Raw genomic sequence first — 24,964 nt, 5'->3', positions numbered from 1 at the left:
TACTAAATCTGTGGTAAATATATGCATTTTTTGTAATTCACAAAGGAAATTTCTGAAATATATTGTTTATCAGCCTTATAAAACTCTTCTGAAAAGAATACCTTTACTGATTAGTAGAACTTTGGTGCCTTCTATTTCCGGTTCGGTTTTAAAATGTTTTTGATGGAACGTATTTTCGTAAAGAGTAAGAATGTATTAAAATATTAAATGATGTCCCATGAACCAAAAACAATTCTAATTTGTTTTTATAACGGCAAAGTATTTTTTAATTTTGCTCCTCCAAAATAAATCTTTGATACATTCAGGATAAAACAATCATTTTATTTTTAGCTTATGTTGATAACCATTATCATTCTCGTTCTTTCGGCTATCTTTTTTGTAAACGGTAAGATACGTTCGGATCTTGTGGCACTATGTGCGTTAGTAGCTTTGCTTATCTTTCAGATATTAACACCCGACGAAGCCCTTTCCGGTTTCTCCAATTCGGTAGTCATTATGATGATCGGATTGTTTGTCGTGGGCGGAGCTATTTTTCAGACAGGACTGGCAAAAATGATAAGTTCGCGTATCCTTAAACTTGCTGGAAACAGTGAAATTCGCCTGTTCTTCCTTGTTATGTTGGTCACTTCCGCTATCGGTGCGTTTGTCAGTAATACCGGAACGGTGGCACTGATGCTTCCCATTGTGGTCAGTCTGGCGATGAGCGCCAAAATGAATCCGAGTCGGTTGCTGATGCCGTTGGCCTTTGCCAGTAGTATGGGAGGTATGATGACGCTGATTGGTACACCGCCCAACCTTGTCATACAAAACACATTGACTTCCGCAGGCTTCGAACCGCTTTCTTTCTTTACTTTCCTGCCTGTAGGTTTGGTGAGTGTGGCTGTCGGTACGCTGGTTCTGATGCCGCTTAGTAAGTGGTTTCTTTCTAAAAAAGGGCAGAAAGATGATAACAGCCGTTCGGGTAAGTCGCTGAAACAGTTGGTGAATGAATATGGTCTTTCCAGTAATCTGTTCCGTATGCAGGTGATTAAAGACTCCCGCCTTTTGGGAAAGACCATCCTCGATCTGGATATTCGTCGTAAATATGGACTTAATATTATGGAAGTCCGTCGTGGAGATGCTTCGCAGCACCGTTTTCTGAAGACTATTACTCAGAAACTTGCCGAACCGGATACTATGCTGGAAGCGGAAGATATTCTGTATGTGACGGGAGAATTTGATAAAGTGCAGCAGTTTGCCGAAGATTATCTGCTGGATATCCTTGATGATCATGCTACGGAAGAGACAAGAAGCACTACTAATTCGCTTGATTTTTATGATATCGGTATTGCCGAAATTGTATTGATGCCTGCTTCCAATCTGGTCAATCAGACTATTAAAGAGTCCGGATTCCGTGATAAGTTTAATGTGAATGTATTAGGTATCCGTCGTAAAAAGGAATATCTGTTGCAGGATTTGGGAAATGAGCGGATTCATAGTGGTGATGTGCTTTTAGTGCAGGGGACGTGGAGTAATATTGCCCGGCTTAGTAAGGAAGATTCGGATTGGGTGGTGTTGGGACAGCCTTTGGCAGAAGCGGCTAAAGTAACGTTGGACTACAAAGCACCCGTTGCTGCCGCTATCATGGTATTGATGGTAGCAATGATGGTATTCGATTTTATTCCGGTTGCACCGGTTACGGCTGTTATGATAGCTGGTATCCTGATGGTTCTGACGGGATGTTTCCGCAATGTGGAAGCAGCTTACAAAACAATCAACTGGGAAAGTATTGTATTGATTGCGGCTATGCTTCCTATGTCTTTGGCATTAGAGAAAACAGGTGCTTCGGAGTACATCTCCAATACTTTGGTAAGTGGGCTTGGATCTTACGGACCGGTAGCATTGATGGCTGGTATTTATTTTACGACGTCATTAATGACTATGTTTATCAGTAATACCGCTACTGCTGTCTTGCTTGCCCCGATTGCTTTGCAAAGTGCTATGCAGATCGGAGTTAGTCCGGTTCCTTTCCTGTTTGCCGTGACGGTGGGTGCAAGTATGTGTTTCGCTTCTCCGTTCTCTACACCGCCTAATGCGCTGGTGATGCCTGCCGGACAATATACTTTTATGGATTATATAAAAGTGGGATTACCGTTGCAGATTATCATGGGAATTGTGATGATATTGGTGCTGCCTCTGATTTTCCCATTCTGACAGATAGAAGGGAATTAGCATAACGTTATAGCAACTGCCCTGTAGTCTGATATCAGATTACAGGGCAGTTGCTATATCAATATAGGAAGGTTATTGTTATGCAGCGGATTTTCATTGACAAACAAATACCTGTTTTTCCGAATTATCTTTAAATGCTTCTTCTTCAAATCCTCCATACTTGTGGATAATATTAAAACCATTCCATTTCAAGTATGAATCCAGTTCTTGAGGGAAAAACATTCTCATATCCAAATTTTGGATAGAATTGAATTTACCATTGATATAATAATGCCATTCAATGCGATTAATCTGAGTTTTATTTTCATATCGCATCCTTTGCTTTATCAATACTTCTCTTCCGTCATCAGTGGTATATGCAGCAATTTCCTTCTGTTCTTTTTCGCCTTCAACGATATATTGAATATTTGGATTAAAACAATCTAATAAGAATAAACCTCCGTCTTTGAGGTGGTTTTTAACGACATTAAAGACCTTAAATAAGTCCTCATTCTTATATAAATGATGGATTGAGTTAAATGGAATAAAAATAAGGTCGTATTTTTCTTGTAGATTTAAAGTCCTGATATCTGCCTCAATGAAGTTGATTTCTAATCCCGCTTCGGAAGCTTTGAGTCTTGCTTGGGCAAGCATTGAGGGAGTGTAGTCAACTCCACTAATATTATATCCATCCCTTGCAATTGGAAGAGTAAGCCTGCCTGTTCCACAACAAAGTTCGAGTATTCGGGCACCCTTGCTTTGGGGTAGCCACCGCTTATAAAATTGCAAATCAGATAGGTCGGTATTCATCCCGTCATAAATATTTGCATCATAAATTAAATCACCAACTTTATAATCGCTATTCATCTATATCCTCCAAAATTTATTGTTTAAGGTAGTCATATATATAGCTTATTGAGCTATGTATAGTTACTGTCTCTAAAAATACGGTTTTGTTTAATTCCCTACAAAAGAAACAGGCAGTTTTTTCCTCCATCTAATAGAAAAGTGAAAAAAGTAATATATTGCATATTATATTTTAGAGACTATTTGAGTGCAGGTATTGATGATTGCCTTTATCATAATGTTCGGTGATAAGTCTTTATTCTGTCATTTGTTTGTAGAAAGACTCGATTTACTTTCCTGCCTGTTTTTTAATAATCTTCTGTTAGTTTGGAAAGATGGTTGAATTACCGCAAATATACGGTTGATTTGCATAAAATGACTGTATGGTTTGATGAAAAACACCGTATTGTTTGTGAAAAAGATGCGGATGAAGTAACCAAAAGATGCAGATGGTGTCACTAAAAGGTAGGTATGAAGTAAGTAAACCATTGCTATAGTGTCATCATACCGATAAAACTGTCTTTATTTAATACTTTTAGTCTTCTCTGTTTTCTATTTCGCTCTTTGGAAAGTTTAAGTGCTTAATGTTGAAAATAAACAGAGTCAATGAAAATGTAATCATATAGATATGTAAGTAGACTATTATTCGTTAATAAGCACAGGATTGGATGCAAATGCTGAATTTCTGATATATGCTAATTGCCCTACAATCGCGAAAAACTATCAATAGTAGTATGACCGGCTAAAGAAGCTCTTCTTGATACATTACGAATTACAAACTGTCAAAAACAGACTTATCTTGCAAACTGTCATTTTATACATGAAGAAAGATGGAAATTATAAAAAAGGCTCCTGATGCGAATAAGTTGTCATTCGGATATCAGGAGCCTTTTATCTATTTATTGAACCTGTGGTGTGACAGGTGTATTCATGTTCTGAGTATACAGGCTGTCGATAATCCCGTCGGACAGTCCGATGGTAGGTACAATGATTCCGGTAGCTTTCACATTCATAGCTACTTCCAAAAATATCTCCGCGGCCGGAACGATGACATCAGCCCGATCAGGTTTTAGCTTATACTGTTTGATACGTTGCTCGGCAGGAAGAGCTTGCAATGCTTCGTAAATTTCACGTAGCGATTCGACGGGTAGGAGAGAAGCCTTTTTGTCTTTCTTGTCTGCCAGACGGAAAAGCTTATTGATGTTTCCTCCCGAACCGATGATGCTGGTAGGCGCGTATTCCGCGGCAAGCCCTATGAGGTCGGTGCGTAAAGCCTCTTTTTCTTCTTCTTTCACCATGCCGCTGAGCATGCGAACCGTTCCGATATTGTATGAACGGGAATTTTTCAGTTCTCCGTTACTGATCAGATTAATCTCGGTGCTGCCACCGCCGACATCTACATACAGGTAGTTTTGTCCGGAAGCAAAAAGTTGCTCGATATGGTTGTCATATACAATGTGTGCTTCTTCTTGTCCGTCGATGATATCTACGCGGATACCAGTTTTCCTGGCTATTTGTCGGGCGATGTCCTTTCCGTTGCGTGCGTCACGCATGGCGGACGTAGCACAGGCACGGTAATCTACTACGTCATATATCTTCATCAACTGTTTGTAGGCTTTCATCAGCCGGATCAGTTTCTTTTCTTTTTCAGCAGAAATAACTCCCATGGTAAAAGCATCTTCTCCCAGTCGTAAGGGAATGCGGATGAGTTGTACCTTGCTCATTAATTCGGGAGCGTTTTCTTCGTTTACGCATTTTATCAATAGCCGCACGGCATTCGAACCTATGTCGATAGCTGCATAATTAACTTTCTTCATACTTATCATAATGTATTCTTGTATTTTCTATATAATTCTTCTTGCGAACGGAAAACGACAGTGGCTGTCTCTGCTTCGGCAAGGGCAGGAGTGAAGTCTTTGCAGAGTGTGGAAGGTCGGTTTTCCCAAGGTCGGTTTTCTCCGGTCCCGTCTACGATACGTCCTTTGGCCGTATCCCGATATCCGTAGCAGACAATTCGTTTTAAGTCTGCCTGTATTTCTTTGTCGTACACCGGAGCCAGTACTTCGATCCGGTTATCAAGGTTGCGGGGCATCCAGTCGGCAGAACCGATATAATATTTTTCTTCTCCGCCATTGGCAAAGATAAAGATACGGGAGTGTTCAAGATATCGGTCGATAATACCGTTGATATGGATATTTTCACTGATACCTGCGATGCCTGTCACCAGCGAACAGTTGCCGCGTACTACCAGTTCCACTTGAACTCCGGCTGTCGAGGCTTCGTAGAGTTTTTCTATAAGCGCACGGTCGGTAATATGGTTTACTTTTGCCAGAATATAGGCTTCTTTCCCTTGTTCCTTGTTCTTTATTTCCTTGCTGATGAGAGCAATCAGACGTTTGCGCATATCGTTGGGTGAAACCAGTAATTCTTTGAAATTGACGGGAGTGTATGGTTTCTCAATAAAGTCGAAAACGGCATTCACTTCTCGTACCAGCGGACGATGGGCGGTCATGATGGTATAATCGGTATACATACGTGCGTTTCCTTCATGAAAGTTTCCTGTGCTGATGCAGGCAATGTCTCCGTGACGGGTACCGATATGTACCAGTTTGGAATGAATCTTCAGTCCCTCCACTCCGAAGATAACGTGGATGCCTGCGTCCTGCATTCTTTTGCTCCAGTTGATGTTGGATGCTTCGTCGAAACGTGCCAGTAGTTCGATGACCACCGTTACTTTCTTCCCGTTTTTGGCTGCGCAGATCAGTGCTTTGATCACTTTTGATTCTTTAGCGAGCCGGTAAAGTGTCATCTTGATACTTTTTACTTCTTTGCTGATGGCTGCTTCACGAAGTACGCGGATGAAAGTATCGAAGCTATGGAATGGATAATGCAGGGAGCGGTCCTTCTGACGAATCAATGTGAGCAGGCTTTCTTTGCCGTTTAGTTCGGGCTTGAAAACCGGTTCCCAGACGGGATACTTTAAGTCGTAGCGACCGCACACCGGAAATTTCATCAAGTCTTTGAAGTTATGATAGCGTCCTCCTGCCACACGGGTGTCGTTTTTATCCACATTCAGCCGGTCAACTAATCTTTTCAGTAAATCTTTGGGAATCTGTTCGTCATAAACGAATCGAATCGGTTCTCCTCTCTTCCGGCTTTTCACTCCTTTTGAAATCTTCTGAAGTACGCCTGTCCGCAGGTCGCTGTCTATCTCCATTTCCGCGTCTTTGGTGAATTTAAAGGTATATGCCTCGTAATCCGTATATTTCATGCCGACAAAAATCAACGGCAGACAATAGCGGATCACATCATCGAGAAACATCAGATATGTTTTCCCCTCCGAGTCCGGCAATTGGATAAAACGACCGTATTCTTCGGTGGGCAATTCGATCACTGCATAATCTTTCTCTTTTATTTTTCCTGTTTCGTCTTTACGAAGCAGGCGGATGGCGAGATAAATATCTTCGTCAGTCTGGTCGTCCAGCGGTCGGGCTCCGTTGAGGAAAAGAGGGGTGGTGGAGCCATTCAGTTTATTGCGATAGAAGGAGGTGATAAATGTCTTTTGGTCATCCGTCATTTCGGTGTCTTTGATGACGCAGATGTTTTCCTTCTTCAGTTCTTCCATGATGGAAGCGAAAGTTTCTTCAAATTGTTCGTAGAAGCGGTTGTGTAGTTTGCTTATCTGCTTCAGTGTGCGTGTAGCCGTTTCTTGTTCTTTCTGTATGTTTTTATCTGCATATTCGATGATCCGGTTCAGCGTAGCTACGCGGACGCGGAAAAACTCATCCAGATTATTGGAATAGATGCCAAGAAAAGTCAGGCGTTCCAGAAGAGGTACTTCCGGACGGGCAGCTTCGAGCAGGATACGCTGATTGAAGTACATCCAGCTGATGTCACGTTCTACATAAGGGCACTTCTTTTTTGTTTCGCTTGATTTCATGATGAAAAACCTGTTTATTAATTTTCTGCAAAATTATCTAAGTGAGGTGTAATGGCTATAACGATTTTGTTACGAACTTATTACAATCTACGTTTGTTATTTTTATATGTGAATAGAAACACTTATATTCGCAAAAGTATTGAAATGGACTTCGTTAAAAAATATAGAATATATGAAAACAATGAATTACTCTCTGATTCGCATTTTGTTTGCGCTTGTCATAGGTCTGGTGTTGGTACTTTGGCCGAATACAGCAGCTAGTTATATTGTCATTACGATAGGAGTGGCTTTTTTGATTCCCGGTGTCATCAGTCTTTTTAGCTTTTTCGGACGGAAAAGATCGGAACATGAACCGGCTCCCCGTTTTCCTATTGAGGGAATCGGCAGTTTGTTATTCGGACTTTGGCTGATTGTGATGCCTGAGTTTTTTGCAGACGTCCTGATGTTCCTTTTGGGCTTTATCCTGATCATGGGAGGTGTGCAGCAGATTGCCTCTTTGTCGATGGCCCGTCGTTGGACACCTGTTCCGGGGATTTTCTATCTGGTGCCTTCATTGATTCTTATCGCAGGTGTTATTGCGCTGTTCAATCCGACGGGAGTACGTAATACTGCTTTCATTATTATCGGTATCAGTAGCTTGGTTTATTCTCTGTCCGAACTGATCAACTGGTTTAAGTTTGCGCGCCGTCGTCCTAAGACTCCGGTTACGCCTCACGATGAGGATATTGAGGATGCTAAGATTATAGAATAAAAAAAGAAGAGGACTACCGTCACGGTACCCCTCCCCTGCAAACTTAAAACAACCAACAAAAGAAATAGATAATTTCTATCTTAATGCTGAATGAAGATATTCTCCATTCAGCATTTCTTTTTTATCTTACAAACAACAGTTCTCTGTATTTCGGCAGTGTCCACATCTGGTTGTCTACGATCAGTTCCAGCTTGTCAATGTGGTAACGAATCTCTTCCAGTGCCGGAACGATTGTATCGTGGTAAGCGATCGCTTTTTCGCGTTCGCTTTCGATCTTGTTCGCCACTTTTCGTGCTTCAATCATTGCATCTACGTGTTCTTTGATGAAGGCGGTGCGGTCGGCGATTTCTTCGATCAGTTCCAGATTCTTGGCAGATAGTCTGGCTGCTTTATCTGCCGGAAATAAGGACTGCATTTTATAGACATTATTAATCAGATCCGTCTGATATTGAGTAGCGACCGGAATAATGTGGTTCATTGCCAGGTCGCCTAATACGCGGGCTTCAATCTGAATCTTTTTCGTGTAAGTTTCCCATTTTACTTCGTTGCGGGCTTCCAGTTCCTTTTTCGTCATCACACCGATTGCTTCGAACATAGCAATTGTCTCCGGTTTCAGATAGTTGTCGAAGATAACGGGAACACTTGTTTCACAGTCCAGACCTCGACGGGCGGCTTCTACTTTCCATTCGTCGCTGTAACCGTTGCCATCGAAGTGGATAGCCTTACATTCTTTGATATATCCGCGAATTACTTCAAGGATAGCGGAAACTTTCGGTTCTCCCTTTTCGATCAGAGCGTCTACATCCTTTTTGAATTTCATCAGCTGTTCTGCTACGGCAGCGTTTAATGCAATCATGGCACTTGCACAGTTGGCCTCAGAGCCTACGGCACGGAACTCAAACCGGTTTCCGGTGAAAGCGAAAGGAGAGGTGCGGTTGCGGTCTGTATTATCAATCAGCAATTCGGGGATTTGGGGAATATCCAGCTTCATTCCCTGTTTTCCGCTAAGGTTGATCAGATCGTCTTTGGTACTGTTCTCAATATGATCCAATACCTGTGACAACTGTTTGCCGAGGAAAGAAGAAATGATAGCGGGAGGTGCTTCATTGGCTCCCAGGCGATGAGCGTTGGTAGCGCTGGAAATAGAAGCTTTCAGTAATCCGTTGTGACGGTAAACTGCCATCAGCGTATTCACTACAAATGTGACAAAGCGCAGGTTATCTTCCGGCGTCTTGCCCGGTCCCATCAACAGGATACCTGTATCCGTTCCCAGTGACCAGTTATTGTGCTTGCCGGAACCGTTGACACCCTTGAACGGCTTTTCATGAAGCAATACACGGAAACCGTGACGGCGGCTGACTTTACGCATCAACGACATGATCAGTAGGTTATGGTCATTTGCCAGGTTACATTCTTCGAAGATAGGAGCTAATTCGAATTGATTCGGAGCTACCTCGTTATGACGGGTCTTTACAGGAATACCCAGTTTCAACGCTTCAATTTCAAGGTCTTTCATAAATGCGGCCACACGGGTAGGGATGGCACCGAAATAGTGGTCTTCCAACTGCTGGTTCTTGGCACTGTCATGTCCCATCAATGTGCGTCCTGTCATAAGTAAGTCCGGACGTGCGGCATACAAACCTTCATCTACCAGAAAGTATTCCTGTTCCCATCCCAGATAGGCAACGACCTTCTTTACCTCAGGATTGAAATAGTGGCAGACGGCGGTTGCGGCTTTATCTACGGCACGCAGAGCTTTCAGTAACGGTGCTTTATAATCAAGGGCTTCACCTGTATATGCGATAAATACAGTCGGGATGCAAAGCGTATCATCTACGATAAATGCGGGTGATGATGGGTCCCATGCGCTATATCCGCGTGCTTCGAAAGTATTACGGATACCGCCGTTCGGGAAAGAAGAAGCATCCGGTTCCTGCTGTACCAGCAGCTTGCCTGTGAACTCTTCCATCATGCCTCCTTTGCCGTCATGTTCGACGAAAGCGTCATGCTTTTCTGCCGTACCTTCGGTGAGCGGTGCAAACCAGTGAGTATAATGAGTGACACCCATTTCGACAGCCCATTTCTTCATTCCGGCAGCTACTTCATCGGCGATGCTGCGGTCTAGCGGGGCACCATTGTCAATAGCGTCAATCAGTGCGTTGTATACCTTGCTTGGAAGGTACTTGAACATCTTTTCCTTGTTGAACACATACTTACCGAAGTATTCCGAAGGGCGTTCGGCAGGTGTTGCTACTTCAACTGCTTTCTTCTTGAAAGCTGTCTCTACGACTCTGAATCTTAGTTTTGACATAATACCTAATTTGATTTGTTGTTAAATATGTTAGAGTGAAATTTTCTTTTTTAGCTTAGTTGTAAGCAGATTCCCCGTGTTCGTAGATGTCGAGACCTTCTTCTTCGACACGTGCCGGAACGCGAAGTCCGTGAATCTTGTCGAGTACTTTGAAGATAATGAATCCCATACCTGCCGCCCAGACTCCGACAACAACCGCACCGAAAAGCTGGGCACCCAAAAAGCCGGCTCCATGTCCGTAGAACACCCCCTCACTGGTAGAAAACAATCCTGTGAGCACTGTTCCCAAGAAACCACAAACCCCGTGTACGGAAGAAGCACCGACAGGATCGTCAATCTTCAATACCTTGTCAATAAAGTCGACTGCAAATATCATGACTACACCACAAATGGCACCGATTAATACCGCTCCTGAGGGAGCTACAGCGTCACATCCGGCTGTGATACCTACCAAACCTGCCAAAACACCATTCAGTGTCAGTGATAAAGACGGTTTGCCATATTTCATCCAGCTCACCGCCAGTGCAAAGAAACCACCGGCACAAGCCGCCAGATTTGTTGTCAGAAATACATGTGAGATAGCCATTGCATCCGCTTCGGTACTTGCTGCCAACTGTGATCCGGGATTGAATCCGAACCATCCGAACCAAAGGATAAATACACCCAGTGCGGCAACCGTCAGATTGTGTCCCGGAATAGCTCTTGACTTACCGTCTTTGCCATATTTACCGATACGGGGACCAAGAATAGCAGCGCCTACCAAAGCAATCCAACCACCAACGGAGTGGACAATCGTTGAACCGGCAAAGTCATGGAACGTCGTTCCGAAAAGATTCATCATGAACGAACCTTCTTCTCCGTTCATCAGCCAGCCGCCGCCCCATGTCCAGTGACCGGAAATCGGGTAAATCAGTACGCTGATAAAGATGGTATAGACCAGATACATGGAGAACTTGGTGCGTTCCGCCATCGCTCCCGATACAATCGTGGCTGCCGTTGCGCAAAATACTGTCTGAAAAACCAGAAATCCTTCTTTGGGTAAATCACTGTCGAGGAATGACAGATCAAAGAAATGTGGCATTCCGATGAAACCTCCTGCGCCAAACATCAGACCGAAACCGATGAACCAGTAGAGCAAGGAACCGAACATGAAATCCACGAAGTTCTTCATCAAAATGTTGGCAGTATTCTTGACTCTGGTAAAACCCGCCTCAACCAATGCAAACCCCGGCTGCATAAAGAATACGAGCATTGCCGCAAGCAGCATCCAGACTGTATTCAATCCTAATGCCAGTTCCCCGATTGTATCGGGAGTTGTTTCGGCGGAAGCAGTGGCGGCTTCAGCAATTTCAGGTGTAGTTCTGACTTCAGTAATTGTCTCCGTAGCTGTCATAAAAGTATCTGCATCAACTGCTTCCTGTGCAAAAGCACTGGTTGCGAAACAGCAGAAAATGAACATAGCAGTGGCTATCCACAGCTTTGTGAAGCTGTGTCTCTTATATGTTTTATCCATAATGATTATCTTATTTAATACCTGTTTTTATTATATTATCATCCGAAAGGAAATCTGGCCCCGGCACCTTGCCGGTTGCCGATTGCCGGGTGTTGGTTATCGTTCCTGTTCGGCGTTATAGAGAGCGATGTCGCCACGTTCGGCGGTGCGGATGCGGATGGCGTCCTCGATAGGAATGACGAAAATGCGTCCGTCACCGATCTCTCCGGTTTGTGCGGCTTTGATGATAGCCTGTACGGTCTTTTCTGCATTTTTGTCGCGTACTACAATAGAAACCAGAATACGTTCGATAGTGCTGGTATCATATACCACTCCACGATAGATACGTCCTTGCCGTGCTTTACCGATCCCTCTTACATCGTAGTAAGAGAACCATTCAATGTCCGCTTCGAGCAGGGCGTCTTTCACGTCCTCGAATTTGGTTTTACGGATGATAGCTTCAATCTTTTTCATATACCTTAAATATTAGTGTTGACCTGTAAAAAGAAGAGGTATAGGGGAGGTGGCAGCCATCGCAGGTTACCATACAACAAACCGATAAAATCTAAACTCTAACTACCTTCCTGTTCCCTATACGCTCTTTGACTATATAAACTCTCTCTCTCTTAAAAACTTAATCCGAATGTGAAGTAAGCGCCTTCCGTACGTGGATTTACTGATACTTTGGCAAATGCGGGAACCGAGAATGAATCAGTAACCCTGATCTCCTTGACAGCTCCGAGACTGATGTCGGAAACGCAGAACCCACTTGTGTATCCATTATAAAAAGTCGTCTCCCAAGGTACCATTCCTACATCTACTGTCCAGTCAAGTCCTCCAAGGCTGAACGGTGCACTAAGTGCGAGGTAGGAAGAATAAGCCCTTTTCCCATTTTCTTTAACTCCGTCGGCACCTGCAAAGTTCGTGTACCAGTTGACTGCCAGCGGACCAAAATCATATCCTACCTGTGCCTCAAATACATGAGCGGTTGAATGAGCGCCATATTTGAAATACTTGTTGGTAGGTACCTGAGTGTTGAACCAGTAATCCGTTACCGAGATGCTGAAACCACCGGTTGAATAACCGAGAGTCAAATCGAACTCTTTAGTATCCGATGACTCAAACCCTACCGATCCCCATGCTCCGAGTGAAAGTCCTTTGTAAGAGATTCCTAGTGAAGGCTGGATGCTGACTCCGCCTAAATCCTGACCACGCCAGATATAACCACTTACCAAATCTGCTCCTACGGAGGCTTCTACTTTATCCTGTGCCATCATACCGGATGGCACAAGTCCGATCAGTAATAACGCTACTGCTATGCCCCTCAATTTTTTGTTAATCGTCGTTTTCATCGTCTTTTTACCTTTAATAGTTAGAAAAATGTGGATGTACGGTCCAGTGTTATATAGTAGCGCGCAAAATACTATCAAAGCCAGTTCTTTATTCTTCTCATTGCTTCCATACAATCGTTGTGATTGCCGAATGCTGTCAGTCGGATATATCCCTCACCGCTGGGGCCGAAACCTACACCGGGGGTTCCTACTACATTGGCTTCATACAACATCTGTTCGAAGAATCGCCAGGAAGAGAGTCCGTTCGGGGTTTTCACCCATAAGTAGGGAGCATTGACTCCTCCGTATACTTTCAATCCGGTAGCTTCCAGTCCTTCCTTCATGATCTTCGCATTGGTCATATAATAGTTAATCGTTTCTTTAATCTGTGCTTTGCCTTCTGCACTGTAGACGGCTTCCGCTGCACGTTGTGTGATGTACGAAGTACCGTTGAATTTAGTGCACTGGCGGCGGTTCCATAATTTGTTGAGTGGAATCCGGTCGCCTTCCAGTGTGGCAGCTGTCAGTTCTTTCGGGACTACGGTATATCCGCAACGTACTCCGGTGAAACCGGCTGTCTTTGAGAAACTGCGGAACTCAATAGCACATTTCTTGGCTCCTTTGATTTCGTATATGGAGTGGGGGACATCCGCATCCTGAATATAGGCTTCGTATGCGGCATCGAACAAAATCAGTGTATCATTTGCCAATGCATAGTCTACCCACTTTTTTAGTTCCGGTTTGGTCAGTGTCGTCCCTGTCGGGTTGTTCGGGTAGCAGAGGTAAACAATGTCTATCCGTTTGTCGGGAATCTCCGGAATGAAGTCATTCTCACTTGTACAAGGCATATAAGTCACATTGCTCCATTTGCCTGTTCCTTCTTCCAGCACTCCGGCACGTCCGCACATGACGTTACTGTCAATATATACCGGATAAATAGGGTCTGTTACACCGACACTATTGTCGTGGCGAAGGATATCGCCGATATTTCCGGTATCACTTTTTGCTCCGTCGCTGACGAATATTTCTGATGGTGAGAAATGAATGCCACGTGGGGCGAAATCATTCTTTATAATAGCTTCAATCAGAAAATCGTACCCTTGCTCAGGACCATATCCGCGAAACGTATCTTTACTAGCTAACTCTTCCACTGCTTTGTGCATAGCCTCGATACATGCTTTGGGAAGCGGCTGGGTGACATCTCCGATACCTAACCGGATAATATCCTGCTTCGGATGCGTTATTTTGAATGTATTTACCTTCTTCGCTATATCCGAGAACAAATAGCTCCCCGGTAATTTCAAAAAATGTTCGTTTACTAATGCCATATTGTTATTGTTTTAAGTTTCTGCAAAACCTGTTACCTATTACCTGTTACTTATTACCTATTACCTATCCCTCCATCTCCCCATCAAAAACTTTAGTTGCCGGTCCTGTCATCAATATGTGTCCCGTCGCTTCTTCCCATTCGATGGTGACGGTTCCCCCGTCCATTATTATATCACATTTTCTTCCTGCCAATCCGTTGAGAACAGCGGCTACAGCCGTGGCACAAGCACCTGTTCCGCAGGCCTGAGTGATTCCTGAACCTCTTTCCCAAACTCTCATTCGAATGGTGTCTTTACCAACAATCTGAGCAAACTCTACATTTGTCCTGTCCGGAAAGAGATGATAATTTTCTAACTGCGGACCAATTTCCGGCAGATTGATTTGGGTGATATCTTCTACAAAAGTTACCAGATGCGGGTTTCCCATTGATACCCGGGTAGACTGAAAAGGAAATTGATCGCCGAAATCTACCGCTTCCGTTTCCAGAGGACTACCCATATCTACAGTGACTGCCGTTACCTTTCCTCCTTCTACATGTAATTTCAAAACCTTAATGCCCGAACGGGTGTCAAGTGTGATTTCCTTTTTGGCAGTTAATCCGTATTCGTATACATACTTGCCTACACAACGGCTTCCATTGCCACACATCATTGCTTCCGAACCATCTGCATTAAATATACGCATACTGAAATCTGCTTTGTCAGAACTGCCAATCAATATAAGTCCGTCACTTCCAATTCCCGTATGAAACTTGCTCCATTCGATTGCTTTCTTTTCAGGGTCTGCTATCGGATATCGGGTAGTATCTACATATATGTAGTCATTACCTGCTCCATGCATTTTTGTGAACTTAATCTTGGTTGTCATTTTGTTCTTTATTAATTGGTTGTTGTATCCTTTTGTTTTATTACAATGCAAAGATATGACTTTTTGATTTATCTTTTGATAAAAAGATGTCTAATCTCTATTTATTTTATGCGATCTTACAATCGTAGGATATAAAGCCATGTTTCGTTATAAATTGAAATTATACACACCTTTATATTAATAAACTGTTATTTAGCTTGTTTGTTTTGCATATCCTTCCATAATATATGAAGAATATTTGGGGTAAATCAGCCCTTGTATTCGATCTAAAATGCGAATTTTCTCTTTTATAATAGGTCGATATGCTAGTGATTTTCTGTTTTATATATCATATTGCTTGTTTGCAGTTTTGCAGAACCTTTTTGTTATAGCATTGTTTAGTCACTAATAAATATAATAATGTAGCAATATGGATATAGAGAAACAATTGGAAGTTGCGGCGCAGAGCGGTCATTTGGTATTGGTTGTGTTTTATGCCGACTGGTCACCTCATTACGAATGGATAGGACCTGTGCTCCGTACTTATGAACGGAGAGTCATTGAATTGATTAACGTGAATATCGAGGAAAATAAAACTGTAGCCGATTCTCATAATATAGATACGGTGCCTGCGTTCCTTCTGTTGCATAAAGGACATGAGTTGTGGAGGCAGGTAGGAGAGTTGACCATCGGAGAGTTGAAAGAGGTATTGGAAGATTTCAAATAAGTCCATTTGAATTTTATGTAAGAAGCACCATTATACAGCAAATAAATATGTATAATGGTGCTTCTTGTATCTATCGAATATTTGCAAAAAGCCTCTGTCGGCTTTTTACATTTTCAGGGAGTAACTATTTTAGTATTTCCTGTGCCACAGTCGGCTCGTTGGTCGTAATGAAATCCACCTTTTGGTCTATCAGCCACTTCATGTCTTCTGCTTTATCTACAGTCCATACATTGACTTTCAGTCCAAGATCATGGGCTTCTTTGATCCATTCGGGATGTTTTTTGATTACTCCCATATGATAGTCGAGGCCGGCTGCACCGAGGTCTTTCAGTTCTTTGGGAGATAGCTCGCCGTTGAGATAGAATACCGGAGTTCCGGCAGGTGCCAGGCGGATAAACTCTTTCATGGCGTGCAGTGAGAAAGTGATATATTCCATACGGTTTTCCAGTCCCATCTTTGTTACCAGGGCAAGAATTTCCTGTACGGCTTTCGTTTCACGTTTTTTGCTGTTAAGTGCTTTTAGTTCCAGTATAAGTTTGGTATTGCATTTTTTACCGGCTTCCAGATACTGTTCCAGGCTGGGCAGGTTCTCTCCGTTCGACAGTTTCAATCCTGTAAGAGCATCACCTTTGGAATACTCCATATATTTCATCTTATAGACAGGGTCATGATTGATAACCAGTTTATTGTCTTTGGTAAGCCATACATCAAATTCGGAGCCATAGCAATGGATAGAATCGGCTTTTTGAAGTGCTGTGATACTATTTTGCGCAGAACCTGCTGTTTTCCAATAGCCACGATGAGCGATAACTTGTGACTTTTGCGCCTGGACACTAGCTACTGAAATGATAAGAGCAACCATTAGAATAATTCTTTTTATCTTCATTGATAGTACATTTAAAAAGTTTATGAGTCCAAAATTATAAAAAATAAAACACAGATCAGCCTGTTATTATGCTAATCTGCGTTAATTGACAGCTTTTTATGATAGAAGTCTATACTTTTTATTCCTGACTTTACAAACTGATGAATATATATTCAAAGATATGAGTTTATTTCAGACATCTAAAATTTTTCAACAAATTTATTTTACCTCTTCGGCATAGGCTTCTTCATGCACTCCTCTCACTGCTCTGCCGCTTGGTTCATTCAGGTTACGGAAAGCTACATCCCATGCCAGCGCTTCTGCTGTAGAGCAGGCCACACTTGGTACACTTGGTACGCTGCGAGCTGCGCTTTCACTTGGAAAATGCTCTTCAAAGATACTCCGGTAGTAATATTCTTCCTTATTTTGCGGAGTGTTAATCGGGAAACGTTCGGCAGCGTGTTCCATCTGTTCATCACTGACGGCAGCCGCTGTAATCTCTTTTAAGGTGTCAATCCACGAATATCCTACACCATCACTGAACTGCTCTTTTTGTCTCCATACCACGCTTTCCGGTAATATATCGGCAAAAGCTTCACGTACAATTCGTTTTTCAATCTCCTTTCCGGGGCACATCTTAGCTTTGGGATTCAACGCCATCGCTACATCCAGAAATTCCTTGTCCAGAAATGGGACACGTCCCTCTACACCCCAGGCTGATAAACTCTTATTGGCACGAAGGCAATCGTACATATGCAGCTTTGATAACTTGCGTACTGTTTCCTCATGGAAATCCTTCGGAGTAGGAGCTTTGTGAAAGTAAAGGTAACCGCCGAAAACTTCATCGGCACCTTCACCGCTCAATACCATTTTGATCCCCATGGATTTGATGACACGTGCCAGTAAATACATGGGAGTGGAGGCGCGTACCGTAGTCACATCATAGGTCTCGATAAAATAGATAACATCCCGGATAGCATCCAGCCCTTCCTGAACCGTATAATTGATTTCATGATGAACCGTACCGATATATTCTGCTACTTCACGTGCCTTTATCAAATCGGGCGCCCCTTTCAGGCCGATGGCAAAAGAATGAAGTTGAGGCCACCAAGCGTCACTTGCTCCATCTGTTTCAATACGTTTTGCTGCATATTTTTTGGCGATAGCTGAAATCACGGAACTGTCCAGACCACCTGAAAGAAGTACTCCATAGGGAACGTCACTCATCAGCTGGCGATGAACGGCATCTTCCAATGCTTCTTTTACATCACTGACTTTGGCATCATTGTCTTTTACAGCCTCATAGTTTGTCCATTCACGTGTGTACCAACGCTTCATTTTGCCTTCTTTACTGTAAAAGTAATGTCCCGGAAGAAATGGTTCGTACTCATCACAGAATCCTTCGAGTGCTTTCAGTTCACTGCCGAAGTAGATTTTGCCATCCTTGTCTTTTCCTATATATAAAGGTATGACTCCGATAGGATCACGGGCAATGAGGAACTCGTCTTTTTTTTCATCATAAAGTACAAAGGCGAAAATTCCGCTGATCTCTTCCAGAAAGTGGATACCTTTATCTTTATAAAGGGCAAGAATCACTTCACAGTCGCTTCCGGTCTGAAAATCATATTGTCCGGCATAGCGGGCGCGTATATCCCGATGATTGTAGATTTCACCGTTCACGGCGAGCGCTTGTTTCCGGTCGGGGGAGTATAAGGGCTGCCCTCCGCTTTGCGGGTCAACTATCGAGAGGCGTTCGTGTGCCAGAATGGCGCTTCCACCTACGTAGATACCGCTCCAGTCCGGTCCGCGATGACGGATTTTCTGTGCCATTTTCAGTGCTTTGTCTCTTAGCTCTTTGGTTTGAGTTTTTATGTTGAGTATACCTGCTATTCCACACATAACTTTGAGTATTTGGGAGTTAATATAATTTGTTGATTCTCTGTTTTTAAAAAGTCGGTTCGTTACTATTTATTCGTTTTCCCTGGCTTTTCCTTTCGTTTGACCTGGGTCATCTTTTAGTTCAACCTAGGTTGTTGTTTCGTTCAACCTAGGTCAAACGAATAAATAATAGTCTATAAACTTCATGGCGTTCCTTGCTGTAAGGGTTACTTCACCAAATAGTGATCTATGTCCGCAGCAGCCTTTCGTCCTCCTGCCATCGCCCGTACTACGAGGCTTGCTCCGGTAGCTGCATCTCCGGCAAGGAATACGTTTTCTGCAAATTTCGGTTGTTCCGGTTTCAGGAACCCCATGGCCAGCAACACCATATCTGCTTCGATTACTTCTTTCTTCCCTGTGAGGTTCATGGTCGGACGTTCGCCATCTGTTGCCGGTGTCCATTCTACTTCTTCCACCTCGACGCCGGTTACTTTACCGTTCTTACCCAAAAACTGATTGGAAGTCAGGCACCAGCGGCGTGTACAACCTTCTTCATGGCTGGAGGTTGTTTTGAAAACTACCGGCCATTGCGGCCAGGGCGTAGAGGGATTGTGACCAACGGGAGGTTTGGGCATAATTTCAATTTGCGTGACGCTGGTTGCTCCCTGTCGTACACTGGTTCCGATGCAGTCCGAACCGGTGTCTCCACCGCCGATCACAAGTACTTTTTTGCCTTTGGCATTCACCAGTTTGTCTTTGGGGAAAGTTTGTCCTTCCAGAATCCTGTTCTGTTGCGCCAGCATTTCCAGTGCGAAATGGATTCCTTTCAACTCCCGTCCCGGAATACTTAAATCACGGGCAGTCGGTGTACCCGTGCAAATGCAATATGCATCGAATCCTTCTGGCAAATGGTTAACGTCTATTTCTACTCCCATTTCAAACTGAATACCTTCTGCGGCAAGTATTTTCATGCGGCGGTCGATTACGTTTTTGTCCAGTTTGAAGTTTGGGATACCGAAGCGTAATAATCCTCCGGCAGCTTCATCTTTATCAAATAACGTTACGGTGTATCCTTTGAGATTCAGCTGGTTGGCAACTACCAATCCGGCCGGACCGGCACCGACAACTGCTACTTTTTTGCCGTTCCTTTTGGGATGCTGCACCTGTATATATCCTTCGCGGAAGGCAGCTTCTACAATAGCAGCTTCATTTTCACGGATAGTCACCGGCTGGTCACAGGATAGTTTCAGTACACAGGACTTCTCACAGAGGGCAGGGCAGATGCGTCCTGTAAATTCCGGAAAGTCGCAAGTGGATGACAGCACTTCATACGCTTCTTTCCATTTTCCTTTGAATAAAGCGTCCTGCCATTCCGGCTGTTTATTGCCTATCGGACAGGCCCAGTGGCAAAAAGGTACTCCGCAATCCATACATCGTGATGCCTGTAATTTGCGGCTGTTCGTATTCAATGTCTGTTCTACCTGACTATAGTCAGTGATGCGCTCGCTAACGGGGCGGTATCCCGCCTCTTGCCGAGGTATATTTAAAAAAGCTTTAGGATCTCCCATCTTGTTAAGTAATAAGTGGTAAGTATTAGGTAATAGGTATTAAGTATTAAGCAATAAATATTAACTATATGGATTAAGGATGTTTGAAGCTACGGTTAATACCTAATACTTAATACCTAATACTTGAATTAATAATCTCTTTGCATATCTGCTATTTTTTGCTGTAACTTTCTCATCTGCTCTTCCTGTAGTACTTTTTTGTATTCGATAGGTACTATCTGGATAAACTGATCGATGTAATGGTTCCAGTCATCGAGCATGGTACGTGCCAGTTTCGAACCGGTGTACAGGTAGTGCTGACGAATCAGTTCGTGCAGTTCTTTGCGGTAACCGGCTTCTTCGATCAGTGATAGTTCAACCATTTCCATGTTGCAGAAGTAGTCAAAATTGCCTTCTTTGTTCCATACGTAAGCCACACCGCCACTCATACCGGCGGCAAAATTTCGTCCGGTTTGCCCCAGAACCACTACACGGCCTCCGGTCATATATTCGCAACAGTGGTCGCCTACACCTTCCACTACGGCAACAGCTCCTGAGTTGCGCACGGCAAAACGTTCGCCTACGCGGCCATTGATATAAACTTCACCGCTGGTTGCACCATAGAGCAGGGTATTGCCTGCAATCGTGTTCTTTTCGGCTTCGAAGTTGCTGCGGATAGGAGGTAATACGGCAATGCGCCCGCCACTCAATCCTTTACCCAGATAATCATTCGCTTCACCTTCCAATTTGAAATTGACTCCTGGTACGAGGAAGGCACCGAATGACTGTCCCGCAGAACCTTTGAATTTCACATTCAAGGTATGTTCCGGCAATCCCTTTTCTCCGTGTTTTTTGGCAATGACACCGGAGAGCATGGCACCTGTCGCACGGTCCGTATTGGCAATTGTGTATTCCAATGAAACTTCTTTTTCGTGTTCTATTGCTTCTTGGGCAGCATCAATGATTGCCACATCCTTCACTGTAGAAATACCATGATCCTGATCGATGACGTGGCGGATGGCTGCACTGTTGTCCACACGTGCCAGTAGCTTGGTGAAGTCAATCAGAGCGTGCTTCGGATTCGGGTCGTTTTCGTCGGATTTGCGTTCAATCAAGTCCGTGCGTCCGATAATATCATCCATCTTGGTGAATCCCATTTCCGCCAGATATTCACGGACTTCCTGTGCCAGGAAGGTGAAAAAGTTGATAAGATACTCGCTGCGCCCGTGAAAGCGTTTGCGTAATTCCTCATTCTGCGTGGCTACTCCTACCGGACAAGTATTCTGGTGACATTTGCGCATCATCACACATCCCAGCACGATCAGGGCGGAAGTGGCGAAACCATATTCTTCGGCGCCCATTAATGCCATTAAGATAATGTCGCGTCCGGTTTTCAGTTGGCCGTCGGCTTGCAGGACGACTTGTCCCCGCAGACCGTTCAGAACCAAGGTCTGCTGTGTCTCGCTCAGTCCCAGTTCCGGAGAAATACCGGCGTAACGGATGGATGAAGCGGGAGAGGCTCCCGTACCACCCTCGGCACCGGAGATGACAATCAAATCCGCTTTTGCTTTTGCCACGCCTGCGGCAATGGTACCTACGCCACTTTCTGCTACCAGTTTGACACTGATTTTGGCTTGTGGATTAACGTTTTTCAAGTCAAATATCAATTGCGCCAAATCCTCAATCGAATAAATATCATGATGGGGAGGAGGAGAGATCAGCGAGATTCCCGGAATGGAATGGCGTGTTTTAGCTATGACGTCGTTCACTTTGAATCCCGGAAGCTGTCCGCCTTCCCCCGGTTTAGCTCCCTGCGCTATTTTTATTTGTATCTCATCGGCATTCACCAGATATTCGGCGGTGACCCCGAAGCGTCCGGAAGCTACCTGTTTGATGGCACTTCGCATGGAAGTTCCGTCCGGCAGCGGGTGGAAACGGGAAGCATCTTCGCCACCTTCACCCGTGTTGCTGCGTCCGTGAATGGTATTCATGGCAATCGCCATTGCTTCATGAGCTTCCTTGCTGATAGATCCGAAAGACATGGCACCCGTCACAAAACGACGGAGAATATTCTCTATCGGTTCTACCTGTTCGATGGATATAGGATTGCGACGGAATCCTAAGAAGTCACGCAGGAAAATAGGTTTCTCCTTATTGTCTACCAAATGAGTGAACTCTTTGAATTTCTTGTAGCTGCCCAAGCGGGTGGCAAGTTGCAATGTACTGATGGTTTCCGGGTTCCACGCATGTTTCTCTCCGTCCTTTCGGAAGGCATACAGTCCGTTGTTCTTTAATAATGGAAAATTGAAAGTTGAAAATTGAGAGTTGCCGTGCGGTGCTTCATTTTCCATTTTCAATTCTCCATTATCCATTCCCTCAGCTCCTTCATCGTGGAAAGCGATTGCGTCTCTTGCCACTTCCTCCAGGCGGATACCTCCGATGGGTGAACCGAGTCCGCCGAAATAAGCCTTGCTCAACTCTTCGCTGAGTCCGACAGCTTCGAAAATCTTTGCACCGCGATAAGAGCGGATAGTGGAAATACCCATCTTACTCATGATCTTGAACAGACCTTTGCAGATAGATTTGATGTAGTTTTTCTCAGCGGTAGCATAGTCCAGTTGAATATCTTTCTCTTTTACCAGCTTGTCGAGGATGGCAAATGCCATATACGGATTCAGTGCACTGGCTCCAAAACCGAGTAGTAAAGCGGCGTGCATTACTTCGCGCATTTCTCCGCTCTCTACAATCAATGCCGTCTGCACACGTTTGCCGACAGATATCAGATGGTGATGCACGGCACTTACTGCCAGCAATGAAGGGATAACGGCATGAGTTGCATCCACGTCACGGTCGGTCAGTACAATGTAGTTTACTCCGTCCGTAACTGATTCCTCCGCCATTTTGCAAAGGTTGTTCAGTGATTCCTGTAATCCGGCTTTCCCCTTGGATACTTCAAACAGCATCGGTAATTTTACAGTCTTAAAGCCTTTGTAGCGGATATTGCAAAGAATATCCAGTTGTGTATTGCTTAGAATCGGATGGTTCAGACGCACCATTTTACAATGACTCTCGCTGGGAGTCAGGATATTCATGCCTACCGCTCCGATATATTCCGTCAAAGACATTACCAGTTCTTCGCGTAGCGGGTCGATCGGCGGATTCGTAACCTGTGCGAATTGCTGGCGGAAATAGTTGTAGAGTAGCTGTGGCTTATCGGAAAGTACAGCCAGCGGCGTGTCATTACCCATAGAGTGGATGGGTTCGGCACCCGCGCTCGCCATCGGCATAATCAGTCGTTCGATATCTTCTTTTGAATAGCCGAAAGTACGGAGCATCCGGTCGTAGTTTTCTACGTGATGAGGCACTTTACGACCGCTTTTCAGTTCATCCAGTTCGATACGGTTAGTCGATAGCCATGTACGGTAAGGCTTCGCTTCGGCCAGTTGTTTCTTCAATTCGCCGTCATAGTAGATTTCTCCTTTCTCTGTATCGATCAATAGAATCTTGCCCGGTTGCAGGCGGCCTTTTTCCTTGATATCTCCCGGCTCAAAGTCCATTACGCCCACTTCGGATGCCACTACCATCATATCGTTTTTGGTGATCAGGTAGCGGGTAGGGCGCAGACCGTTGCGGTCGAGCATACCACCTGCAAATCGTCCGTCGCTGAAAAGCAAGGCTGCCGGTCCGTCCCAAGGCTCCATCAGGATAGAGTGGTATTCATAGAATGCTTTCAGGTCTTCACTGATCGGATTCTTCTCGTTGAAAGATTCCGGTACGAGCATGGCCATTGCATGAGGCAGACTTAATCCTGACATGACCAGAAACTCCAGCACATTGTCCAGAGAAGCACTGTCGCTCATGCCCGGCTGTATGATCGGGCGTATTTCTTTGATCTCTCCCAGTATAGGAGTGGAGAGTACGCTTTCACGGGCTTCCATCCATCCGCGGTTGCCACGAATGGTATTGATCTCACCATTGTGCGCCAGCAGGCGGAAAGGTTGTGCCAGTCCCCATGTCGGAAAAGTGTTGGTGCTGAAACGGGAGTGTACCAGAGCCAGTCCGCTGGTGAAGTAACTATTCGTCAGATCAGGATAGTAGTTGCGTAGCTGCAATGACGAGAGCATACCTTTATATATAATACTTTTGGTCGAGAGCGAAACGACATAAAAATCGTTTCTCGTCGGAATAGCTGACAATCTGACTTTATTCTCTATCCGTTTGCGAATCAGATACAGTTTGCGGTCGGCGGTTTCCGTTTCCGTAAAACCGGTAATAAAGACCTGCTTGATATCCGGTTCGTTAGCCAGAGCCGCTTCACCTAGAATTTCCGGACAGGTGGGTACATTGCGCAGATGCATCAATGTAAGTCCCTCTTTTTCTATTTCTTCAATAATGATACTAAAAATAGCTGCCTGATCTTTCTCGTTTTTTGGCAGGAAAAGCAGACCGGTACCGTACCGTCCCTTTTCGGGTACGGGAATGCCTTGCAGTAAAATAAACTCATGCGGAATCTGTAACATAATACCTGCACCGTCGCCGGTTTTGTTATCCGCTCCCTCAGCGCCACGGTGACGCATATTCTCTAATACCTTTAAAGCCGACTCAACAATGTCATGTGACTTTTCTCCGTGAATGTTCACCAGCATACCAACCCCGCAGGCATCGTGTTCGTATGCCGCGTCATACAAGCCCATTTGTCCGGGCTGTCGTTGGTAGGGGAATTTTCCTGTTGCGTTGTTAAAAAGTTCTTGTTTCTTCATTCTTTCTAGCTTTATTGTATGATAATACCTATTTGATGTATCAAATTGTTCGGCAAAGTTAGGAATTTAATTTCATAATGATAGTATATTGTTTATTTTGTGTGACACAAAATAAGAACCCCTTTCTTTATTCTTTTAATTTGTAATCAAA

16 protein-coding genes are annotated in these 24,964 nt (G+C 44.2%); 3 read left to right on the top strand and 13 right to left on the bottom strand.

The window, feature by feature from the left end; genetic code table 11:
• The first annotated feature begins 333 nt into the window (after window positions 1-333).
• The gene (locus NBH01_RS08950) at window positions 334-2,193 is read left to right on the top strand and encodes an SLC13 family permease (RefSeq protein ID WP_225680837.1); all 1,860 of its coding nucleotides are present in this window, start codon (window positions 334-336) and stop codon (window positions 2,191-2,193) included.
• Window positions 2,194-2,304: 111 nt separating this feature from the next.
• Here the strand turns inward: NBH01_RS08950 and NBH01_RS08945 are convergent, their stop codons facing one another.
• From NBH01_RS08945 to NBH01_RS08935, 3 genes are all read right to left on the bottom strand, one after another.
• Complete coding sequence (locus NBH01_RS08945) at window positions 2,305-3,057, bottom strand: class I SAM-dependent methyltransferase (protein WP_008765054.1); 753 nt, start codon at window positions 3,055-3,057, stop codon at window positions 2,305-2,307.
• Window positions 3,058-3,935: 878 nt separating this feature from the next.
• Window positions 3,936-4,862 (bottom strand): Ppx/GppA phosphatase family protein, encoded by a 927-nt coding sequence (locus tag NBH01_RS08940; protein WP_225680839.1) that lies wholly within the window; start codon window positions 4,860-4,862, stop codon window positions 3,936-3,938.
• Entirely contained in the window at window positions 4,859-6,976 is a 2,118-nt protein-coding gene (locus NBH01_RS08935; protein WP_011107315.1) for an RNA degradosome polyphosphate kinase, read from the bottom strand. Before NBH01_RS08935 ends, NBH01_RS08940 begins: the two co-directional genes overlap by 4 nt.
• A gap of 172 nt (window positions 6,977-7,148) precedes the next feature.
• Here NBH01_RS08935 and NBH01_RS08930 point away from each other — a divergent pair, with 172 nt between their 5' ends.
• The gene (locus NBH01_RS08930; RefSeq protein ID WP_008763102.1) at window positions 7,149-7,727 is read left to right on the top strand and encodes an HdeD family acid-resistance protein; all 579 of its coding nucleotides are present in this window, start codon (window positions 7,149-7,151) and stop codon (window positions 7,725-7,727) included.
• A gap of 121 nt (window positions 7,728-7,848) precedes the next feature.
• Here the strand turns inward: NBH01_RS08930 and NBH01_RS08925 are convergent, their stop codons facing one another.
• The 6 genes from NBH01_RS08925 to dapF all read right to left on the bottom strand — a co-directional run bounded on the left by NBH01_RS08925 (window position 7,849) and on the right by dapF (window position 15,057).
• Window positions 7,849-10,038, bottom strand: a complete 2,190-nt coding sequence (locus tag NBH01_RS08925) for a glutamine synthetase III family protein (RefSeq protein ID WP_008765057.1) — start codon at window positions 10,036-10,038, stop codon at window positions 7,849-7,851.
• 55 nt (window positions 10,039-10,093) lie between these two features.
• On the bottom strand, window positions 10,094-11,551 hold the full coding sequence (locus NBH01_RS08920; RefSeq protein WP_022471456.1) for an ammonium transporter: 1,458 nt from the start codon (window positions 11,549-11,551) through the stop codon (window positions 10,094-10,096).
• 96 nt (window positions 11,552-11,647) lie between these two features.
• Window positions 11,648-12,004: a P-II family nitrogen regulator gene (locus NBH01_RS08915; protein WP_008763126.1), complete on the bottom strand. Its 357-nt coding sequence runs from the start codon at window positions 12,002-12,004 to the stop codon at window positions 11,648-11,650.
• Between the two features lie 152 nt (window positions 12,005-12,156).
• Window positions 12,157-12,882, bottom strand: coding sequence for a hypothetical protein (locus tag NBH01_RS08910; protein WP_022471455.1), 726 nt, complete (start codon window positions 12,880-12,882; stop codon window positions 12,157-12,159).
• A 74-nt stretch (window positions 12,883-12,956) separates the two neighbouring features.
• Window positions 12,957-14,189: an LL-diaminopimelate aminotransferase gene (locus tag NBH01_RS08905; protein ID WP_022471454.1), complete on the bottom strand. Its 1,233-nt coding sequence runs from the start codon at window positions 14,187-14,189 to the stop codon at window positions 12,957-12,959.
• A gap of 64 nt (window positions 14,190-14,253) precedes the next feature.
• Window positions 14,254-15,057 (bottom strand): diaminopimelate epimerase, encoded by an 804-nt coding sequence (dapF, locus tag NBH01_RS08900; RefSeq protein WP_225680707.1) that lies wholly within the window; start codon window positions 15,055-15,057, stop codon window positions 14,254-14,256.
• Window positions 15,058-15,466: 409 nt separating this feature from the next.
• Between dapF and NBH01_RS08895 the strand changes: the two genes are divergently transcribed.
• A complete protein-coding gene (locus NBH01_RS08895) occupies window positions 15,467-15,763 on the top strand; it encodes a thioredoxin family protein (protein ID WP_225680705.1) in 297 nt (98 codons plus the stop codon).
• 124 nt (window positions 15,764-15,887) lie between these two features.
• Here NBH01_RS08895 and NBH01_RS08890 read toward each other — a convergent pair whose 3' ends face one another.
• The 4 genes from NBH01_RS08890 to gltB form a co-directional block, all read right to left on the bottom strand.
• Complete coding sequence (locus NBH01_RS08890) at window positions 15,888-16,625, bottom strand: glycerophosphodiester phosphodiesterase (RefSeq protein WP_016267309.1); 738 nt, start codon at window positions 16,623-16,625, stop codon at window positions 15,888-15,890.
• A 222-nt stretch (window positions 16,626-16,847) separates the two neighbouring features.
• Window positions 16,848-18,527, bottom strand: coding sequence for an asparagine synthase B (gene asnB / locus NBH01_RS08885; RefSeq protein WP_225680703.1), 1,680 nt, complete (start codon window positions 18,525-18,527; stop codon window positions 16,848-16,850).
• A gap of 206 nt (window positions 18,528-18,733) precedes the next feature.
• Complete coding sequence (locus NBH01_RS08880) at window positions 18,734-20,074, bottom strand: glutamate synthase subunit beta (RefSeq protein WP_225694133.1); 1,341 nt, start codon at window positions 20,072-20,074, stop codon at window positions 18,734-18,736.
• A 128-nt stretch (window positions 20,075-20,202) separates the two neighbouring features.
• A complete protein-coding gene (gltB, locus tag NBH01_RS08875) occupies window positions 20,203-24,813 on the bottom strand; it encodes a glutamate synthase large subunit (RefSeq protein ID WP_234141132.1) in 4,611 nt (1,536 codons plus the stop codon).
• Window positions 24,814-24,964 lie beyond the last annotated feature (151 nt).

This window comes from Bacteroides sp. B1-V-101 (assembly GCF_023656585.1).
GTDB lineage: Bacteria > Bacteroidota > Bacteroidia > Bacteroidales > Bacteroidaceae > Bacteroides > Bacteroides thetaiotaomicron.
The sequence above is the reverse complement of the archived record's forward strand: the minus strand, read 5'-3'. Positions and strand labels throughout refer to the sequence as shown.

Excerpts from the sequence above, each read along its gene's own strand:
- NBH01_RS08950 (WP_225680837.1), top strand. The coding sequence starts at position 334 with ATGTTGATAACCATTATCATTCTCGTTCTTTCGGCTATCTTTTTTGTA.
- NBH01_RS08945 (WP_008765054.1), bottom strand. The coding sequence starts at position 3,057 with ATGAATAGCGATTATAAAGTTGGTGATTTAATTTATGATGCAAATATT.
- NBH01_RS08940 (WP_225680839.1), bottom strand. The coding sequence starts at position 4,862 with ATGATAAGTATGAAGAAAGTTAATTATGCAGCTATCGACATAGGTTCG.
- NBH01_RS08935 (WP_011107315.1), bottom strand. The coding sequence starts at position 6,976 with ATGAAATCAAGCGAAACAAAAAAGAAGTGCCCTTATGTAGAACGTGAC.
- NBH01_RS08930 (WP_008763102.1), top strand. The coding sequence starts at position 7,149 with ATGAAAACAATGAATTACTCTCTGATTCGCATTTTGTTTGCGCTTGTC.
- NBH01_RS08925 (WP_008765057.1), bottom strand. The coding sequence starts at position 10,038 with ATGTCAAAACTAAGATTCAGAGTCGTAGAGACAGCTTTCAAGAAGAAA.
- NBH01_RS08920 (WP_022471456.1), bottom strand. The coding sequence starts at position 11,551 with ATGGATAAAACATATAAGAGACACAGCTTCACAAAGCTGTGGATAGCC.
- NBH01_RS08915 (WP_008763126.1), bottom strand. The coding sequence starts at position 12,004 with ATGAAAAAGATTGAAGCTATCATCCGTAAAACCAAATTCGAGGACGTG.
- NBH01_RS08910 (WP_022471455.1), bottom strand. The coding sequence starts at position 12,882 with ATGAAAACGACGATTAACAAAAAATTGAGGGGCATAGCAGTAGCGTTA.
- NBH01_RS08905 (WP_022471454.1), bottom strand. The coding sequence starts at position 14,189 with ATGGCATTAGTAAACGAACATTTTTTGAAATTACCGGGGAGCTATTTG.
- dapF (WP_225680707.1), bottom strand. The coding sequence starts at position 15,057 with ATGACAACCAAGATTAAGTTCACAAAAATGCATGGAGCAGGTAATGAC.
- NBH01_RS08895 (WP_225680705.1), top strand. The coding sequence starts at position 15,467 with ATGGATATAGAGAAACAATTGGAAGTTGCGGCGCAGAGCGGTCATTTG.
- NBH01_RS08890 (WP_016267309.1), bottom strand. The coding sequence starts at position 16,625 with ATGGTTGCTCTTATCATTTCAGTAGCTAGTGTCCAGGCGCAAAAGTCA.
- asnB (WP_225680703.1), bottom strand. The coding sequence starts at position 18,527 with ATGTGTGGAATAGCAGGTATACTCAACATAAAAACTCAAACCAAAGAG.
- NBH01_RS08880 (WP_225694133.1), bottom strand. The coding sequence starts at position 20,074 with ATGGGAGATCCTAAAGCTTTTTTAAATATACCTCGGCAAGAGGCGGGA.
- gltB (WP_234141132.1), bottom strand. The coding sequence starts at position 24,813 with ATGAAGAAACAAGAACTTTTTAACAACGCAACAGGAAAATTCCCCTAC.